The sequence below is a fragment of the Caulobacter sp. D5 genome, from assembly GCF_003185805.1.
GTDB lineage: Bacteria > Pseudomonadota > Alphaproteobacteria > Caulobacterales > Caulobacteraceae > Caulobacter.
Genome location: NZ_QHJY01000141.1, coordinates 1 through 15,932, shown reverse-complemented (window position 1 = coordinate 15,932; position 15,932 = coordinate 1). Strand labels below are relative to the sequence as shown.

General features: G+C 68.6%; 21 protein-coding genes and 1 pseudogene. 9 read left to right on the top strand and 13 right to left on the bottom strand.

Annotated features, from left to right (window positions below; translation table 11 throughout):
* Positions 1–60 precede the first annotated feature (60 nt).
* The 5 genes from DMC18_RS10350 to DMC18_RS25625 are packed head-to-tail and all read left to right on the top strand — an operon-like array spanning position 61 to position 2,346.
* Entirely contained in the window at positions 61–297 is a 237-nt protein-coding gene (locus DMC18_RS10350) for a BolA/IbaG family iron-sulfur metabolism protein (protein ID WP_110121491.1), read from the top strand.
* Between the two features lie 5 nt (positions 298–302).
* Positions 303–1,193 carry an aldo/keto reductase gene (locus DMC18_RS10345; RefSeq protein WP_110121492.1) on the top strand — a complete coding sequence of 297 codons (891 nt, stop codon included), beginning with the start codon at positions 303–305 and terminating at the stop codon, positions 1,191–1,193.
* Positions 1,194–1,246: 53 nt separating this feature from the next.
* On the top strand, positions 1,247–1,588 hold the full coding sequence (gene grxD, locus DMC18_RS10340) for a Grx4 family monothiol glutaredoxin (protein ID WP_110121493.1): 342 nt from the start codon (positions 1,247–1,249) through the stop codon (positions 1,586–1,588).
* On the top strand, positions 1,585–2,004 hold the full coding sequence (locus DMC18_RS10335) for a thioesterase family protein (protein ID WP_110121494.1): 420 nt from the start codon (positions 1,585–1,587) through the stop codon (positions 2,002–2,004). The genes grxD and DMC18_RS10335 overlap by 4 nt, the downstream gene beginning before the upstream one ends.
* Before the next feature lie 48 nt (positions 2,005–2,052).
* Positions 2,053–2,346, top strand: a complete 294-nt coding sequence (locus DMC18_RS25625; RefSeq protein WP_146218038.1) for a hypothetical protein — start codon at positions 2,053–2,055, stop codon at positions 2,344–2,346.
* Between the two features lie 9 nt (positions 2,347–2,355).
* Here DMC18_RS25625 and DMC18_RS10330 read toward each other — a convergent pair whose 3' ends face one another.
* Positions 2,356–2,730, bottom strand: coding sequence for a hypothetical protein (locus tag DMC18_RS10330; protein ID WP_110121495.1), 375 nt, complete (start codon positions 2,728–2,730; stop codon positions 2,356–2,358).
* Between the two features lie 53 nt (positions 2,731–2,783).
* Here DMC18_RS10330 and DMC18_RS10325 point away from each other — a divergent pair, with 53 nt between their 5' ends.
* On the top strand, positions 2,784–3,920 hold the full coding sequence (locus DMC18_RS10325; RefSeq protein WP_110121496.1) for a serine hydrolase: 1,137 nt from the start codon (positions 2,784–2,786) through the stop codon (positions 3,918–3,920).
* Here DMC18_RS10325 and DMC18_RS10320 read toward each other — a convergent pair.
* A complete protein-coding gene (locus DMC18_RS10320) occupies positions 3,917–4,831 on the bottom strand; it encodes a DMT family transporter (protein WP_110121497.1) in 915 nt (304 codons plus the stop codon). The genes DMC18_RS10325 and DMC18_RS10320 overlap by 4 nt on opposite strands.
* Before the next feature lie 84 nt (positions 4,832–4,915).
* Here DMC18_RS10320 and DMC18_RS10315 point away from each other — a divergent pair, with 84 nt between their 5' ends.
* On the top strand, positions 4,916–5,398 hold the full coding sequence (locus DMC18_RS10315; protein ID WP_110121498.1) for an Lrp/AsnC family transcriptional regulator: 483 nt from the start codon (positions 4,916–4,918) through the stop codon (positions 5,396–5,398).
* A gap of 116 nt (positions 5,399–5,514) precedes the next feature.
* Positions 5,515–5,949: a hypothetical protein gene (locus tag DMC18_RS10310; protein WP_110121499.1), complete on the top strand. Its 435-nt coding sequence runs from the start codon at positions 5,515–5,517 to the stop codon at positions 5,947–5,949.
* A gap of 164 nt (positions 5,950–6,113) precedes the next feature.
* On the opposite strand, the gene htpX is transcribed toward DMC18_RS10310, so the two are convergent.
* The 9 genes from htpX to DMC18_RS10265 all read right to left on the bottom strand — a co-directional run bounded on the left by htpX (position 6,114) and on the right by DMC18_RS10265 (position 12,478).
* Positions 6,114–7,046 (bottom strand): zinc metalloprotease HtpX, encoded by a 933-nt coding sequence (gene htpX, locus DMC18_RS10305; protein WP_110121500.1) that lies wholly within the window; start codon positions 7,044–7,046, stop codon positions 6,114–6,116.
* Positions 7,047–7,064: 18 nt separating this feature from the next.
* The gene (locus DMC18_RS10300) at positions 7,065–7,451 is read right to left on the bottom strand and encodes a zf-TFIIB domain-containing protein (RefSeq protein WP_110121501.1); all 387 of its coding nucleotides are present in this window, start codon (positions 7,449–7,451) and stop codon (positions 7,065–7,067) included.
* Positions 7,452–7,849: 398 nt separating this feature from the next.
* Positions 7,850–8,467, bottom strand: a complete 618-nt coding sequence (rpsD, locus tag DMC18_RS10295) for a 30S ribosomal protein S4 (RefSeq protein ID WP_110121502.1) — start codon at positions 8,465–8,467, stop codon at positions 7,850–7,852.
* A 186-nt stretch (positions 8,468–8,653) separates the two neighbouring features.
* Entirely contained in the window at positions 8,654–9,067 is a 414-nt protein-coding gene (locus tag DMC18_RS10290) for a biopolymer transporter ExbD (RefSeq protein WP_110121503.1), read from the bottom strand.
* Positions 9,067–9,492 (bottom strand): biopolymer transporter ExbD, encoded by a 426-nt coding sequence (locus tag DMC18_RS10285; RefSeq protein ID WP_110121504.1) that lies wholly within the window; start codon positions 9,490–9,492, stop codon positions 9,067–9,069. The genes DMC18_RS10290 and DMC18_RS10285 overlap by 1 nt, the downstream gene beginning before the upstream one ends.
* A gap of 57 nt (positions 9,493–9,549) precedes the next feature.
* Complete coding sequence (locus tag DMC18_RS10280) at positions 9,550–9,939, bottom strand: hypothetical protein (RefSeq protein WP_110121505.1); 390 nt, start codon at positions 9,937–9,939, stop codon at positions 9,550–9,552.
* A 124-nt stretch (positions 9,940–10,063) separates the two neighbouring features.
* Positions 10,064–10,348, bottom strand: coding sequence for a hypothetical protein (locus tag DMC18_RS10275; protein ID WP_110121506.1), 285 nt, complete (start codon positions 10,346–10,348; stop codon positions 10,064–10,066).
* 11 nt (positions 10,349–10,359) lie between these two features.
* Entirely contained in the window at positions 10,360–11,208 is an 849-nt protein-coding gene (gene fghA / locus DMC18_RS10270; protein WP_110121507.1) for an S-formylglutathione hydrolase, read from the bottom strand.
* A gap of 160 nt (positions 11,209–11,368) precedes the next feature.
* Positions 11,369–12,478, bottom strand: coding sequence for an S-(hydroxymethyl)glutathione dehydrogenase/class III alcohol dehydrogenase (locus DMC18_RS10265; RefSeq protein WP_110132920.1), 1,110 nt, complete (start codon positions 12,476–12,478; stop codon positions 11,369–11,371).
* 116 nt (positions 12,479–12,594) lie between these two features.
* On the opposite strand from DMC18_RS10265, the gene DMC18_RS10260 reads away from it, so the two are divergent.
* Complete coding sequence (locus DMC18_RS10260; RefSeq protein ID WP_110121508.1) at positions 12,595–13,476, top strand: LysR family transcriptional regulator; 882 nt, start codon at positions 12,595–12,597, stop codon at positions 13,474–13,476.
* A 154-nt stretch (positions 13,477–13,630) separates the two neighbouring features.
* Here the strand turns inward: DMC18_RS10260 and DMC18_RS10255 are convergent, their stop codons facing one another.
* Positions 13,631–15,103, bottom strand: a complete 1,473-nt coding sequence (locus DMC18_RS10255) for an OmpP1/FadL family transporter (protein ID WP_158285895.1) — start codon at positions 15,101–15,103, stop codon at positions 13,631–13,633.
* Positions 15,104–15,265: 162 nt separating this feature from the next.
* A pseudogene (locus tag DMC18_RS10250) lies at positions 15,266–15,932 on the bottom strand (TonB-dependent receptor); the annotation flags it as partial.

The window sequence follows — 15,932 nt, the reverse complement described above, 5'->3', positions numbered from 1 at the left end:
ATGCGCGATCTTAAGGTTTATCGGGCATCTAGCCCTTCCAAGGATCGGAGACTCCGCCCCATGCCCATGGCGCCCGACGTGCTCGAAGCCCGCCTGAACGCGGCCTTCCCGGACTCCGAGATCGTACTGACGGACCTCGCCGGCGACGGCGATCACTACAAGGCGCGCATCGTCTCGCCCGCCTTCCGCGGCCTGAGCCGTGTCAAGCAGCACCAGATGGTCAACCGCGCCCTGGCCGACGTGCTGGGCGGCGAGCTGCACGCCCTGGCGCTCGAAACCGCCGCCCCCACGGAGTAAGGCCCTTGCGCTACCGTCCGTTCGGCAAGGAAGGCATGGCGATCTCGGCGATCACGCTGAGGCTGGCCGACCATCCGCGCATGGGCGGCAAGGACTGGCGCAACCTGATCTTCACGGCCCTCGAAGCCGGCATCAACAGCTTCGAGGTGCACGGCTCGTCCAACGCCCTGCTGGAGGGCGTGGGCGAGTCCCTGACCACCATCGAGCGGCGGCTGCTGTTCGTGGGCTGGCGCCTGCGCAGCGGCGGCGAGTTGCTGAGCGCCCAGGCCGCGCACGACATGGTCGACCTGGCTGTCGAGCGCTGCGGCCTGTCCTATGTGAACCTGGTCACGGTCGACGACCCGGGCTCGGCCTTCCCGCCCTCGGCCCTGGCCGCCCTGCTGGGCCTGCGCCAGTCGGGCCTGATCCAGTCCCTGGGCCTGGCCAGCCGCGGCGACAGCCAGGAGCGCCATCTGGCGACCGGCGTGTTCGACGCCCTGGCCGCGCCGTTCAACCTGTCTTCGGGTTGGGTCGACCGCCACCGCGTCCGCAACGCCTTCGGCCGCGACGTGGCGGTAATCGGCGAGGACTTCTGGCCCCAGTCGATCCGCGACCGCGAAGCCCGGCCGATCTTCAAGAAGCCGTCCCTCTGGCGTCGCCGCACCGATCCGCTGGCCAATCTGGGCGGCTACGACTTCCTCGACAGCACCCCCGGCTGGACCGGCCAGGAGCTCTGTCTCGGCTACGCCCTGACCGAGCCGTCGCTGGCCACGGTGCAGGTGATCACCCACAAGCGCGACAAGCTGGAAGCCCTGGCCCGGGTGACCGAGCGCGACCTGCCGACCGGCTGCGCCGCCCAGATCGAGATGGCGCGGTTTTCGGCCGAACAGGCCGATGGGGCCAAGCGCCGCGCTTGACCCGGGGCCTTGCGGCGCCTAGCTGAGAGGCTACGCCCAAGGAATTCCCCGTCATGACCGAAGTCGCCGCCTCTCCCGCCATCGAATTCATCGCCAAGACCGTGGCCGAGCACCCGGTGGTGCTGTTCATGAAGGGCGTGCCCGACCAGCCGCGCTGCGGCTTCTCGTCGGTGGCCGTGCAGATCCTCGACCACCTCGGCGTCGAGTTCGTCGGCGTCGACGTGCTGCAGGACGACGAGCTGCGCCAGGGCATCAAGACCTTCACCGACTGGCCGACCATCCCGCAGCTCTACGTCAAGGGCGAGTTCGTCGGCGGCAGCGACATCGTCCGCGAGATGTTCCAGTCGGGCGAACTGAAGACCCTGCTGGTCGACCAGGGCGTGATCTCGGCTTGAGCCGACTGTTCGTCCCGCCCGGCGACGCCTATCCCCTGACCTTCGAGCCGAAGGCGTCGGACATCGACGCCAACGGCCACGTCAACAACGTGGTCTATCTGGGCTGGGCCCAGGACCTGGCGATCGCTCATTGGGAGGCCTGGGCTTCGGAAGAAGAACGGGCCCCCTGGAGCTGGGTGGCCCGCCGCCACGAGATCGACTACCGCCGCGAATTGCTGCCGCACGAGGTCGCCACCGGCTACACCTGGGTCGGCGAGCTGAAGGGCCCGCGCTTCGAGCGCTATGTCCGCATCGACGGCCCCGACGGCGAGATGTGCGCCCAGAGCCGCACCGACTGGGTGCTGATCGACATCGCCGCCAAACGCCCTGCCCGCGTGCTGCCCTGGATGATCGAGCGCTTCACGCCGAAGGGGTGAGGCTTCGCGGTTGACGTCAGCGCCGCGCAGATTCCAAGCTGGGCCGGCATGAAGCGCCTTCCCCTCCTCCACTCTTTGCTGATGGCGCTTGCCCTTACGGCCGTCGCCTGTTCACCGAAGCCCTCCGCCCCTGCGGTGACGCCGCCGCGCCCGGAGCAACTGAAGGCTGTCGCCGAGTCCTGCGGCGCACCGCAGGAATGGTTCTCGGTCGGTCCGGATGGACGAGTACTGGTGATCACATCGGGAGACGTTCCCTACGACCGGATCGCGTGTGTGCATCGCGAACTGGAGAGACAGGGCGTTCCCGGCAAGGTTGGCATGATCATGGACGATCCGCGTTAGGCGTCCGCCTCACCCCACAGGATTGAGCACCCGCACGGCACGGGCGTCGGCGATCCCGAGCTCGCCCCAGCCGAACCGCACCTCGGCTTCGCCCGGCGCCGCGCCCGTCCTGCAGGTCTCCAGTCGCCGACGGGCGAAGGCGACGTCGGGAACGCCGCCCTTCCTGTCGACAAAGAAGCGCAGGTCTTCCTTGCGCAGGCAGCCCTGCGACTTCAGGCCGATTACCAGGCCGTCGGCCTCCGATCGGACGGCCAGCAGGGGTTCGAGTTCGCCATAGAGATCCGGGTCGCCCGGCAGCAGCTTTGGCGGCCGTGACGGTACGGCGGCGCAGCCTGAGAGCAAGAGCCCGGCCAGCAGCACGCGGCGGTTGAAAAAGACGCCCATGGCCGCCAAGGTCGCCCGGCGCGAGGGTGCGCGCAACCGTGGGGCCTGTGGAAATGCGTGGAAAGTCTCTGGCGTGGGCGGCGGCGGGCTTGTGTCTGGCCGCCGGATCGGCGCGCGCCGAAAATCCGAAACTGGATGACGAAATCGCCCGGCTAACGACCGTGGGCAAGATCCCCGGCGTGGCCGTGGCCGTGATCGAGAACGGCAAGGTCGCCCACGTCACGGCGATGGGCGTGCGCAACCAGAAGGGCGATCCCCTGACGCCTCAGACGGTGATGTACGCCGCCTCGCTGACCAAGACGACCTTCGCCTATTACGTGATGATGCTGGTCGACGAAGGGAAACTCGACCTCGACAAGCCGATCGCCGAAACCCTCCCCAAGCCCCTGCCCGACTACAAGGCCTATGCCGACCTCGCCGCCGATCCGCGTTGGCGCAAGATCACCCCGCGCATGCTGCTGACCCACTCAGCGGGCTTTCCCAACTTCCGCTGGCTGAACCCCGACGAGAAGCTCGACATCAAGTTCGAGCCCGGCAGCCGCTACGCCTATTCGGGCGAGGGCCTGAACCTGATGCAGTTCGTCATCGAGCAGGGCCTGGGCCTGAAGGTCGGCGAGGACATGGACAGGCGCCTGTTCAAGCCCCTGGGCATGAGCCGCTCGGGCATGGTCTGGCGCGACGACTTCGCGACCGACCTGGCCGATGGTCGCCAGGCCGACGGCAAGTGGGAGGGCCACGACGACCGCTCCAGCGTCAAGGCGGCCGGCTCGCTCGACACCACGATCGACGACATGGGCAAGCTGGCGGCGGCCATGGCCGGCGGCTGGGGCCTGTCGAAGAAGGCCCGCGCCGAGTTCTCGCGGGGCAGCCTGGCGATCCCGGCCGCCTACCAGTTCCCGCCCTTCACCGAGGACAAGAACCCCGACAACGCCAGGATCAAGCTGGCGGCCGGCGTCGGCGTCGTCACCTTCGACGGGCCGCAGGGCCACGCCTTCTTCAAGGGCGGCCACAACGACATCACCGACAACATGCTGGTCTGCGTCGAGAAGCGCCGTCGTTGCGTGGTGGTGCTGACCAACGCCGGCGACGGCCAGCGGATCATCCCGTCGATCGTCAAGGCGGCCCTGGGCGAGACGGGCCTGCCGTGGGGCTGGGAATACACCCGGTTGCTGCCGGTCGAGGCGCCCTAGCCGCCCGGCCGCTCCAGCGCCTCGGCGTCGTCGACCACGGCGCTCTCGGGCGTGGTGGTCAGGATGGCGCCGGCCGAGGCGGCGACGATGCAGGCGATGGCGCCCCACTGCTGCAGCGACAGGTGCTCGGCCAGCACGAAGAGGCCGGCCAGGGCGCCGATCGCCGGCTCGACGCTGAGCATGACCCCGAAAGTGCGCTTGGGAATGCGCTTGAGGGCGATCATCTCCAGCGAATAGGGCACGGCGCTGGAGCAGACGGCGACCACCAGGCCCAGCAGCATCAGGCGCGGGTCGAGCAGGGCTGTCCCAGCTCCGGCGACGCCGAACGGCACGACGATCAGGGCCGCCACGCTCATGCCCAGCGCCACCGAGCGGCCGCCGTGCAGATGGCCCAGGCGCTTGCCGGCGACGATGTAGAGCGCCCAGCAGACGGCGGCGGCCAGGGCGAAGGCCACGCCGACCGGGTCCAGCGCCGGCCCGCCCAGTTTCAGCGGCAGAAGCAGCATCAGACCGAAGGCGGCCAGGCCGATGCACAGGAAGTGGCTGGGCTTGCGCGCGTGCAGCAGCGACAGGCTCAGCGGCCCCATGAACTCGATGGCCAGGGCCACGCCCAGCGGGATGGTGCGCAGGGCCATGTAGAAGCTGAGGTTCATCACCCCCGTGGCCGCGCCGTAGAAGACGACGCCCATGAGGTCGCGCCGGCTCAGCGGAAAGCGCCAGGGCCGCCACAGCACCAGCAGCAGCAGGGCCGCGAAACCGACCCGGTAGGCGCTCGTGCCCTGCGCCCCGACCAGCGGGAACAGGCTCTTGGCGAACGAGGTGCCGCCGGCCAGCGTCACCATGCCCCCGAACAGGGCGGCATAGGGCAGCAGCGCGTCGAGCGCGGGACGGCGGAGGGCGGCGGCGGACATGCTCGGAAAATAGGCGTCGATCCTCGACGCTTCTCGCCGAAATTCGTCGTATACCGCCTGAAACAGGCGATATCGGAGGCCCGAATGACGAAATCCGTCACCCTCGACAATTTCGACCGCAAGCTTCTGGAACTGGTCCGCCGCGACAACCTCGAACCGGCCCGCAGCCTGGCGCAAAAGGTCGGCCTGTCGGAAAGCGCCGTGCTGCGCCGCCTGCGGCGGCTGCGCAAGGAAGGCGTGATCGTCGCCGACGTGGCCATCGTCGATCCCGCGCGGCTGAACGCGGGCCTGACCATGCATGTGCTGGTCGAGATGGAGCGCGAGGGCAGCGCCCTCTTCAACGCCTTCGCGGCCGGGGTGGCGGCCCGCAAGGAGGTGCTCAGCGCCTGGCACGTGACCGGCAGCACCGACTTCCTGCTGACCGTGACCGTGCCGACCATGGAGGCCTACGAGGCCTTCACCCACGAGGTGCTGAACGACGACCGCCGGGTGCGCTCGTTCATCACCCTGGTCGGCATCCGCGAGATCGTGCGGCTGGATCCGTCGCGCGCGCCGCTGGTGGAGTGAGCGCCGCCAAAAACATCCCAAAGGTGGAATACGCCGACACAGCATCCGCAAAGGTTGTTGACGACGACGTCGGATGGATGTCGAAATCGACGTAACAAATGTCGGGAGGCGAACTCATGAAGGCGCACGTCATCGCGATCGGCCTGGCCCTGGCTTCGGCGCTCGCCACGGCCGGCGGCGCGGCCGCCAGCACCTGGCACTGGGCCCAGGCCTCGACCAAGGAAGACGCCATGCGCGCGGCGAGCGCCGAAGCCGAGGCCAAGGCCAGGCGCAAGGGCACCTGCTACAAGCCCGCCGCGACCCTGGACAAGTGCCGCCAGACCGCCGACGGCTTCAGCTGCCGCGCCGACAGCGCCGACATCATGAGCACCTGCCTGGCGTGGGACGACTGGGTGACGATGCCGATACGCCTGCGGCCCATGGGTCCGGTGGGCCCCTTCCCGGAACAGTGGTTCTCGGCCCGACCCCAGTCGGTCTATCCCAGCACCTACGTGTCTTACCCGTACGCACCCGGCGTCTACGTCCCGCCGCCGCCGTTCCCCTCGCAGTGAGCCCGGACGCCTGACTGCGGGATCCGCGCATGCTCGGCGACGCCGCCCCGATGGGCTTCCTCGCGGTCAGCGACTTCGGGGATGCGCGCCTTCTACGAGGGCGGCCGGGGTGACGACCTAATGTTACGGCAAGAACGGCGGCGGGGCTCCCCTGACGCCTTTTCCTAGCTCCACGGCCCCGGCTTGCGGCTGGGCGCGCTGGTCGGCACGGCCGTCTCGAGGCGCTGGCGCGTCCCCAGCCCGATCGCCAGCTTCAGCAGGGCCTCGATCCGGTTGTGGGTGGCCGGGTGGGTCGAGAACAGGTTGTCGGCGCCGCGGCCGGCCAGCGGGTTAATGATGAACATGTGGGCCGTGGCCGGGTTGCGCTCGGCCTCGTGGTTGACCACGCCGCCGCGGGCGTAGGCGTCGATCTTCTCCAGCGCGCGGGCCAGACCCCGGTTGTCGCCGGCGATCTGCGCCCCCACGCGGTCGGCCTCGTATTCGCGCGAGCGGCTGATGGCCATCTGCACCAGCATGGCGGCGATCGGCGCCAGGATCGCCAGGGCGATGGCCCCGATGATCCCGCCCGGACGCTCGTCGTCCTCGCGCGAACCGCCGAAGAAGAAGGCGAAGTTGGCCAGGGCCGAGATCGCGCCGGCGATGGTCGCCGTCACGGTCATGGTCAGGGTGTCGCGGTTCTTCACGTGGGCCAGTTCGTGGGCCATGACGCCGCGGATCTCGTCGCGGTCGAGCATGGCCAGCAGGCCCGTGGTGGCGGCCACGGCGGCGTTTTCAGGGTTGCGGCCGGTGGCGAAGGCGTTGGGCTGGTCGCTGTCGATGATGCAGACGCGCGGCATGGGCAGGCCGGCGCGCAGAGCCAGGTCGCGCACGTCACGGGCGTAGTTTCGCACCAGCGGCTCGGGGTGGCTGTCGTCGACCTCGACCGCGCCGTAGGCCCGCAGCACGATCTTGTCGGCGTTCCAGTAGGAGAAGAGGTTCATGCCGGCGGCCAGCACGAAGGCGATCAGCATGCCGGTCGCGCCGCCGATCATGTAGCCGGCCCCGGCGAACAGGGCCGTCAGGCCGGCGAGCAGGGCGAAGGTCTTGAAGTGGTTCATGGCCTTTGAGGGTGTGGGTCAGTCGAAGATGTCGAAGAGGTCGAAGCGCTTCTTCTTGTGATGGCCGTGACGGCGATAATCGTCGTCATGGTCGTAGCGCTTGCGGTCGTCGTGAGGCTTGCGACCATCGTGACGCTGGTCGCGCCAGCTGTCGTCGTAGCGACGCGGTTCGGGGCGCTGCTCGTAGGTGGGCTGGGCGCGATTGAAGGGCGAAGGCGAGGATTGGGGCGCGGCTTGCGGCGCGGGCGCGCCCTGCGCGTCCTCGCGCTCCAGGGCCATCAGCTTTTCCAGCTCGCCGCGATCGAGCCACACGCCCCGGCACTTGGGGCACATGTCGAACTCGACGCCGGCGCGTTGCACGGCCTGCATGGAGCCGTCGCAGTTGGGGCACATCAGAAGGGGCATGGTCGGTCGGGTCCCTGTTCCAAGAGTGGACGGGTGTTCCCGACGTCAGGTCCGGCACGAGGGGGGAGGGAAACCCGGACCCAGACATCGAGAACACCCGATGCGGTCCGACATCACGCGCGTTGTGTCCCACAACGCTGCGCCAGAGGGGCCCGGCCCGCTCAAGGGAGATAGGGAGGGGTTTTGGGAGTTCAAGGGGTCGAAACCCTCTCCCTGAAGGGAGAGGTGTCGGCGAAGCCGACGGAGAGGGTGGTACTGAGGCGGCAAGGATGGAACGAACTTCCGCAGCCCCTTCCCCCTCCGGCCCTTCGGGCCACCTCCCCCTTCAGGGGGAGGGATAAAAAAAGGCCCCGGATTGCTCCGGGGCCTTTTCCGATCTCTTGCGAGTTCGACGCGTCTTACGAAGCGTAGAATTCGACGACGAGGTTCGGTTCCATCTTCACCGGGTACGGAACTTCCGACAGTTCCGGAGCGCGGACGAAGGTGGCCGACAGGCCCTTGGCGTCGACCGAGACGTACTCGGCGAAGTCACGCTCGTTCGAGGCGACGGCTTCGAGCACGAGAGCCATGTTGCGCGACTTTTCGCGAACCGCGATCACGTCGCCCGGCTTGCAGCGGTACGAAGCGATGTTCACGCGCTTGCCGTTCACGGTCACGTGGCCGTGGTTCACGAACTGGCGGGCGGCGAACACGGTCGGCACGAACTTGGCGCGGTAGACGATGGCGTCCAGGCGCGACTCGAGCAGCGCGATCAGGTTTTCCGAGGTGTTGCCCTTGCGGCGGGCGGCTTCCTCGTAGGTGCGCGAGAATTGCTTCTCGGTCAGGTTACCGTAGTAGCCCTTCAGCTTTTGCTTGGCGCGCAGCTGCAGACCGAAGTCCGACACCTTGCTCTTGCGACGCTGGCCGTGCTGGCCCGGGCCGTAGGACCGCTGGTTGACCGGCGACTTGGGCCGGCCCCAGAGGTTCTCGCCCATACGGCGATCGATCTTGTACTTGGCGCTATGGCGCTTCGACATAGGTCACTCTTTATATCGATCCGGGCCGGTCCTCCCTAGGGAGGGCGATTGCAACGGCGGCGTCGGGTCATTCCGTCATAAGGTCGTCGCGCCGCGCGGCGAGCCGGCGGCGTGAAGGCGCGGTTTATGACGGAGGGGCGACGGGGAGTCAACGGCGGGCGCGGTTCTGGGCCGGTCCCCCAGGCTTTAACGGATGTCCTCGTTGAGCAGGCGAGGCCGCAACCCAGCCTCTTCGACAGCGCGGATCACTTCGAACACCTCGGCGTAAGGCGTGTCGGGGTCGGCCCGCACCTCGACCAGCGACCAGCCGGCCGCCTGGGACGTCTCGTGCAGCGCGTCGGCGAACCGCTCGCGCGTCACGGCCTGCTCGCCGACGAACCAGCGGCCGTCATGAATGGATACGTAGGTTCTCTCGCGCGGGAACGCATCCATCGCCGGCGGTCGCGCGGCGGGAATGTCCAGCCGCAACTGTCGGTCCGGCCGTCCCGCCAGGGTCAGGGCGGTCACGCCCGCGACCAGGGCCAGCAGCACCCCGACCAGCGGCGTCAGATCGACGGCCGCCATCGGCCCGCCGGACCGCCGTCCCGCCAGCCGCGCCATCAGTGGATCTCCTCGTTGATGAACTGGGCCTGGAAACCCTTCGCGTTCAGGCTGCGCACCGCCCAGACGATCGTCTCGTAACGCACCTCGGGGTCGGCCCGCAGGGAGACGACGTCGCTGTTCTGGGCCCGCGCCCTGACAACGGCCCGGCCCACCGCCTCGTCAATCCCCGAGACGCGGTCGGGTCCCAGATAGACCGTCCCGTCCCGCTGAACGAAGATCGTCACCGGCAAAGGAAGTCCCGCCCACTCGTCGGCCGGCGGCGGCACGGAGCCCGGTTCGACATAGAGGTTCACCGGCTTGCCCAGCCCGACCGAGGTGGCGGTCACCACGGTGAACACGGCCAGCAGCACGCCGATCATCGGCGCCAGGTTCATCGCCTTCAGCGGCTCGTTCTCGAACCGTCCCGCCAGCCTCTGGGCCATCCGCGCCTCTCTCTCGAAACGAGAGTGGCGCGGCGGCGGAAGGCTGACAAGTGTAATTTACGGCCGCTGCAGCGGGTTGCGCACGCGGATGCGGTCGTTGCGCTGCACGCCCAGGCCGTCGAGGTCGAAGCGCACGTCCTTGCCTTCGGGCACCAGGGCCCGGCAGAGGTCCGGACGCTCGCGGACCAGGGTGATGGCGACGACGGAGTCGCGGCGGTTGGCCTCGACCTTGAAGTCCTCGGCCTTGGTGCAGCCGTTCGACGACACCCGGGCCACCAGCTCGCCCTTCTCCAGGCCGACGGCGTAGATCGACTCCAGGTCGTCGCTGTCGTTGATCTTCACGGTGACGTCGCGCTTGCCGCCGTGGTCGGCGTCGATGATGACGCAGGCCGAGGTCGACAGGCCCGCGGCCATCACCACGGCCAGGACGGCCAGTTTCTTCTGCATGTTTAGCACCCCTCAGCGGCCGAACTTGGCCTTGGCGGAGAGGAGCGTTCGGCGGCTGAACCCGGGATGAATTACCGAAAGTTCACAACCGGGTGGTGTGGCGAGTGGCCTGGCGGCTCGGGCGCTAGTCCAGCACCACGGGCGGCTTCGACGCCACAGGCCGCTGCCGGCGCCCCCGTCGCCACAGACCGTAAGCGGCCAGAAAGACCGCCGCCGGGGCCAGCAGCATCACCCCGAGCGAGATCCACTCGACCGACGTGAGCGGCGTACCCGCCGATCGCATTCGCAGAACCGCCAGCAAAGCCGGAACGGCGAAGCCGGTGACGGCGAGGACGGCCAGCACGACGTCGCGCCAGACCTTGCCCGGCCGCGCCCGCGCCACCCGTTCGATGTGCTCGTCGACATCCATCGACGGCGAGGCTACAGCCGCGCCGCGTGCCAGTCGATGTGGTCGCCGATGAACGTGGCGATGAAGAAGTAGCTGTGGTCGTAGCCTTCCTGGCGGCGGACGGTGACCTTGAGCCGGGCCTCGGCGCCGGCCTCTTCCAGCAGCTGCGGCTTCAGCTGGTTTTCCAGGAAATTGTCGGCCAGGCCCTGGTCGACCAGGATCTCGTCGAAGCCCTGGCCGAAACCGTCCTCGATCAGGGCGCAGGCGTCGTGGGCGCGCCACGCGGCGCGGTCGGGGCCCAGATAGGCGGTCAGAGCCTTGTCGCCCCACGGGCAGTTCAGCGGCGAAACGATCGGCGAAAAGGCGCTGACCGACTTGAAGAGCTGCGGGTTGCGCAGGGCGATGGTCAGGGCGCCGTGGCCGCCCATCGAGTGGCCGAAGATCCCCCGCCGCGCCGGATCCAGCGGGAAGGCTGCGTCGACGGCCTCCAGCAGGTCCTTGGCGACATAGGAATACATGCTGAAGTGCGGCGCCCATGGAGCCTGCGTGGCGTCGACATAGAAGCCCGCGCCCTGGCCCAGGTCATAGGCCGGATCGTCGGCGACGCCCCCTCCCTTGAGATCAGGGCCGCGCGGGCTGGTGTCGGGCGCGACGATGGCGATCCCGTGTTTCGCCGCCCAGGCATAGGCCCCGGCCTTGGTGGTGAAGTTGTCCTCGGTGCAGGTCAGGCCCGACAGCCAGACGAGATAGGGAAACGGCCCCTCCCCGTCCGGCGTCCACACCGTGAACTTCATCGGCGTGCCGGTGCTGGCGCTGTCGTGCCGGCAGTAGCGCAGGGTCCCGTCCTGGGTGCGGTGGGTGGCGAGGGTTTCGACGGTCATGGCGCGCGTCTCCCCCTTCCCCCTTGATGGGGGAAGGGTCGGGGATGGGGGTGAACTGCGGCGGTGGACGTCACCACGACCGCACCAAATCCTGAAGCGGGGGGCGTCACCCCCACCCCTGCCCCTCCCCCATCAAGGGGGAGGGGTGGAGCTTAAGAGACTAGAACGTCACCACCGTCCGGATGCTCTCGCCCGCGTGCATCAGGTCGAAGGCCTCGTTGATGCGCTCCAGCGGCAGGACGTGGGTGATCATCGGGTCGATCTGGATCTTCCCGTCCATGTACCAGTCGACGATCTTGGGCGTGTCGGTGCGGCCGCGGGCGCCGCCGAAGGCGGTGCCCTTCCAGACCCGGCCGGTGACCAGCTGGAACGGACGGGTGGCGATCTCCTTGCCCGCCTCGGCCACGCCGATGATGATGCTTTCGCCCCAGCCGCGATGGCAGGCTTCCAGCGCCTGGCGCATGACCGTGGTGTTGCCGGTGGCGTCGAAGGTGTAATCCGCGCCGCCGTCGGTCAGGGCCACCAGGTGGGCGACCAGATCGCCCGAGACGTCCTTGGGATTGACGAAATGGGTCATGCCGAACTTGCGGCCCCATGCCTCGCGGTCCGGGTTCAGATCGACGCCGACGATCATGTTGGCGCCCACCAGCTTCAGGCCCTGGATGACGTTGAGGCCGATGCCGCCCAGGCCGAAGACGATGGCGTTGGCGCCCGGCTCGACCTTGGCGGTGTTGGTCACCGCGCCGACGCCCGTGGTCACGCCGCAGCCGCAGTAGCAGGCGGTCTTGAACGGGGCGTCCTTGCGGATGCGGGCCACGGCGATCTCGGGCAGCACGGTGTAGTTCGAGAAGGTCGAGCAGCCCATGTAGTGATGGATGGTCTGGCCCTTGTAGGAGAAGCGGCTCGTGCCATCCGGCATCAGCCCCTTGCCCTGCGTGGCGCGAATGGCCGTGCAGAGGTTGGTCTTGCCCGAGAGGCAGCTTTTGCACTGGCGGCATTCGGGCGTGTAGAGCGGGATCACGTGGTCGCCGACCGCCAGACTGGTGACGCCGGCCCCGACCTCGACCACCACGCCCGCGCCCTCGTGGCCCAGGATCGACGGGAACAGGCCTTCAGAGTCCAGGCCGTCCAGGGTGTAGGCGTCGGTGTGGCAGACGCCGGTGGCCTTGATCTCGATCAGGACTTCGCCGGCCTTGGGCCCTTCGAGGTCGACCTCGACGATCTCCAGCGGCTTCTTGGCTTCGAAAGCGACGGCGGCGCGGGTCTTCATCGTGGGGCTCCGATCGAACTTGAGCGCCTGTGGTACGCCGATGCGCAGGGTTCGATAATCCCAATTGATGCAAAACATTGTTGCCCTGAAGGGACAATGAGCGCACCATCGCCGCCATGGGCGCCTGGGACGGCATCGACGAATTCGTGGCCACGGCCGAGGCCGAGAGCTTCTCCCAGGCCGCGCGGCGGCTGGGGCTGTCGACCTCGGGCGTCAGCCGCGAGGTGGCGCGGCTGGAAGAGCGCCTCCAGACCCGCCTGCTCTATCGCACCACCCGCCGGGTCAGCCTGACCGACGCCGGGCGGGCTTTCCTGGCCCGCTGCCGCCAGCTGGTCCACGACCGCGACGAGGCCCTGGCCGCCGTCGGCGAGGAGGATGGCGAGGTCAAGGGCCTGCTGCGCATGACCTGCTCGACGGCCTATGGCGAGCGCTACGTCGCGCCGGCGGTCAACGCCTTCGTCCTGGCCCATCCGCGGCTGTCGGTGCACATCGAGCTGGACGACGCGGTGCGCGACATCGTCAGCGAGGGCTTTGATCTGGCCATCCGCTTCGGCCGCCTGACCGACAGCCGCCTGATCGCCAAGCGCCTGGCCTCGCGCACCCGCCGCCTGTGCGCCGCCCCGGCCTATCTGGCGCAGGCCGGAACCCCGCGCTCGATCGCCGAGCTGGAAGGCCACGCCTGCGTGCTGGGCGCGGTCGACGCCTGGCCGTTCCGCGACCCAGGTCCGGAAGGCGACCGCGAGATCGTGTTCAAGCCTCAGGGCCGCTGGCGCTGCAACAGCGGCCAGGCGGTGCTGGACGCCGCGCTGCAAGGCCTGGGGATCTGCCAACTGCCCAACTTCTACGTCGACGCCGCCGTCGCCGAAGGCCGGCTGGTCCCGCTGCTGGAGGACTGCCTGCCGGCCGACGAGGGCGTCTGGGCGGTCTATCCGCACCTGCGCCTGCTGCCGGCCAAGGTGCGGCTGCTGGTGGAGCATTTGGAGCGGGGATTGGGGTAGGCAGCAAGATGCTCCCCCTGGAGGGGGAGCTGTCGCGGAGCGACTGAGGGGGAAGTGACTTCGGAGCCAGCGGCGCCTCGACATCAGCAGGGACTTCCCCCTCCGGCCCTCCGGGCCACTTCCCCCTTCAGGGGGAGGGTCTTCAAACACGCCCTCAAAACGCGATCCGCGCCCCGCCGCCGATCACGATCCCCTTGCCTTCCGAGCGCCCGCGCAGGGACAGCTCCATCGGGAAGGCGGTGCCGTCATACAGCGTCTGGTCGGCGTGGATCACGCTGTCCTTCAGCTTGATGTACGAGGCGCCCAGGTCGAGGTTGATGTTGCGCTTGGGCGTGACCGTCGCGCCGAGGCTGTAGATCATCCGGTCGCCGTCGGGCACGCGGGCGTCGCGGTACTGGTCGTTGGTGGGGGTCGGGTCCTTCTGGACGCCGGCCCGCAGGGCCAGCCACTTCGTCGCCTGGTAGTCGACGCCGACGGCCACGTTGGTGGTGTCCTTGTAGAACTCGTTGACGACGATCTGCTTGGGCAGCAGCGCGCCCGGCAGCAGCTGGCCTGCGCCCTTCAGGTCGACGGTCACCGTGTCGAAGTCGCTCCAGCCGAAGCGCTGCACCTGGGCGTGGACGGCCAGCTTGCGCGTCGGCTTCGCCGTCACCCCGGCCGTGGCGATCCAGGGCGTGGAGAAGCTGGTGGTGGCCTCCTGCTGGCTGGTGACCAGCGAGAACGGCCCCTGGAAGCCATAGATCGCCACCGTGCCGTCCAGTTCGTGCTTGTAGCCCGAGCGGTAGGAGCCGGCGACGACCAGGCGGTCACCGGGATGCACCTGGAAGCCGGCGTTCCAGCCGTAGCGGATGTCCTCGCCCTTGACCTCGATCTTGCCGTCCGGGAACGGCGCGGTCAGGTCGGGGCCCATCTGGCTGAAGGTGGCGTCGAAATAGTCGATGTTGCCGCCGCCGCCGACGCTCAGCCAGTCGGTGACCCGATAGGCCAGGGCCGTCTGCATGTTGATGTTCAGGAACCGCGACTTGATGGCGTTGTAGCGCACCCAGCTGTCGCCGTCGTAGGTGGTCACGGCGTTGAACGGGGCGTTGATCCCCACGCCCAGCGACAGCCGGCTGGTCAGCGGCATGGCGAAGGCGAAGTTGGGCACGATCGACTTAGGGATCGGGTTCTTGGCTGTCGAATTGCCCCCCACCGCCAGGGCCGGCTGCAGCGGAATGTTGGGCAGGCTTTCCAGGGTCGGGATCAACACGCCGTTGGTCAGGCCCGGCAGCACGCCGCTGAGCAGGCCGGTGACCCCGTTCGGCAGGCCCGGGATCGACGTGCCCAGCACGGCGGGAATGTTCAGCGTCGGCCGTTGCAGGGTCGAGCCCTCGTCGGTCACCTCGCCGGTGACGAAGATGCCGGCCGCGCCGGTGTAGAGCTCCTTGTCCTCGATCCGGCCGATGGCGGCGGGGTTCCAGAACATCGCCGAGGCGCCGACGTCGGTGGACTCGCCCGAATAGGCGCGGCCCATGCCCTTCACCGACTGCTCCTGGATGTAGAAGGCGCCCGCGAAGGCGTGTCCGGCGCTGACGACCGCGCACACGGCCGCGCTCACGGCGAGCCGTGTCTTCAGGTGCTTGCTCACGCTGCTTCCTCCCTGCGTCTCCCGCATTTTTCAGGAGCTCAGCCGGGCAACGCAGGTCACCGCCAAAGAGTTCCGGCGATTTACGTTACGTCATTACTCGCGAAGACTGGCCACAATTACGCCATCATTGAGAACCGTGCACCTTCACCTTTTCATGAAGGGTCAGAGCACCTTGCGCAAGCTGAGGCGCAAGGTGCGGCCGGCGGCGTCCATGTAGTCTTCCTGATAGGCCTGAGGCGTCACGCCCTTGTCGTTGACCACCTGCTGCTTGGTGTCGAACAGGTTGTCGACGCCGAGGCTGACCCGCGAGCCCTTCAGCCAGCCGTAGCGCTTGGCCCAGTCCTTGTGCGCGTCGAGGTCTATGAAGCCCTGCAGGCCCAGAGTCGGCAGGTCGGAGAAATAGAGGTCGTCGCCGTTCAGGCCGCCGTCCACCCAGGTGGACGAACGCCAATTGCCCCGCAGGGTGGCGCCCATGCCGCTGCGGGCCAGCACCGCCTGGAGGTAAAGCTCGTGGCGCGGCGTGCCGCCCCGGCGGCCCAGCGAGGCGCCGTCCAGCAGGTTCAGCGGCGCCATGCCGTCGCGGATCACCACCTCGTCCTTCAGCCGCCAGGTGTGGTTCATCGAGATCTGCAGCCGGGTCTGGCCGGGCGGGATGGCGCCCCCGCCCATCCGGGACATCATGCCGCCGCCGGTGACCTGCACCCCGCCGGGAGGACGCGAACCGCCCTGAACCACCCTCGCCTGTCCGCCGCCGGCCGGCGCGGCCGAGGGCGCGACGGATGCCGGGTTAGCGCCGGCGCTCGCTCCAGCCCCCGCTCCACCGCCCGGG

Excerpts from the sequence above, each read along its gene's own strand:
- DMC18_RS10350 (WP_110121491.1), top strand. The coding sequence starts at position 61 with ATGCCCATGGCGCCCGACGTGCTCGAAGCCCGCCTGAACGCGGCCTTC.
- grxD (WP_110121493.1), top strand. The coding sequence starts at position 1,247 with ATGACCGAAGTCGCCGCCTCTCCCGCCATCGAATTCATCGCCAAGACC.
- DMC18_RS25625 (WP_146218038.1), top strand. The coding sequence starts at position 2,053 with ATGAAGCGCCTTCCCCTCCTCCACTCTTTGCTGATGGCGCTTGCCCTT.
- DMC18_RS10330 (WP_110121495.1), bottom strand. The coding sequence starts at position 2,730 with ATGGGCGTCTTTTTCAACCGCCGCGTGCTGCTGGCCGGGCTCTTGCTC.
- DMC18_RS10325 (WP_110121496.1), top strand. The coding sequence starts at position 2,784 with ATGCGTGGAAAGTCTCTGGCGTGGGCGGCGGCGGGCTTGTGTCTGGCC.
- DMC18_RS10320 (WP_110121497.1), bottom strand. The coding sequence starts at position 4,831 with ATGTCCGCCGCCGCCCTCCGCCGTCCCGCGCTCGACGCGCTGCTGCCC.
- DMC18_RS10315 (WP_110121498.1), top strand. The coding sequence starts at position 4,916 with ATGACGAAATCCGTCACCCTCGACAATTTCGACCGCAAGCTTCTGGAA.
- DMC18_RS10310 (WP_110121499.1), top strand. The coding sequence starts at position 5,515 with ATGAAGGCGCACGTCATCGCGATCGGCCTGGCCCTGGCTTCGGCGCTC.
- htpX (WP_110121500.1), bottom strand. The coding sequence starts at position 7,046 with ATGAACCACTTCAAGACCTTCGCCCTGCTCGCCGGCCTGACGGCCCTG.
- DMC18_RS10300 (WP_110121501.1), bottom strand. The coding sequence starts at position 7,451 with ATGCCCCTTCTGATGTGCCCCAACTGCGACGGCTCCATGCAGGCCGTG.
- rpsD (WP_110121502.1), bottom strand. The coding sequence starts at position 8,467 with ATGTCGAAGCGCCATAGCGCCAAGTACAAGATCGATCGCCGTATGGGC.
- DMC18_RS10290 (WP_110121503.1), bottom strand. The coding sequence starts at position 9,067 with ATGGCGCGGCTGGCGGGACGGCGGTCCGGCGGGCCGATGGCGGCCGTC.
- DMC18_RS10285 (WP_110121504.1), bottom strand. The coding sequence starts at position 9,492 with ATGGCCCAGAGGCTGGCGGGACGGTTCGAGAACGAGCCGCTGAAGGCG.
- DMC18_RS10280 (WP_110121505.1), bottom strand. The coding sequence starts at position 9,939 with ATGCAGAAGAAACTGGCCGTCCTGGCCGTGGTGATGGCCGCGGGCCTG.
- DMC18_RS10275 (WP_110121506.1), bottom strand. The coding sequence starts at position 10,348 with ATGGATGTCGACGAGCACATCGAACGGGTGGCGCGGGCGCGGCCGGGC.
- fghA (WP_110121507.1), bottom strand. The coding sequence starts at position 11,208 with ATGACCGTCGAAACCCTCGCCACCCACCGCACCCAGGACGGGACCCTG.
- DMC18_RS10265 (WP_110132920.1), bottom strand. The coding sequence starts at position 12,478 with ATGAAGACCCGCGCCGCCGTCGCTTTCGAAGCCAAGAAGCCGCTGGAG.
- DMC18_RS10260 (WP_110121508.1), top strand. The coding sequence starts at position 12,595 with ATGGGCGCCTGGGACGGCATCGACGAATTCGTGGCCACGGCCGAGGCC.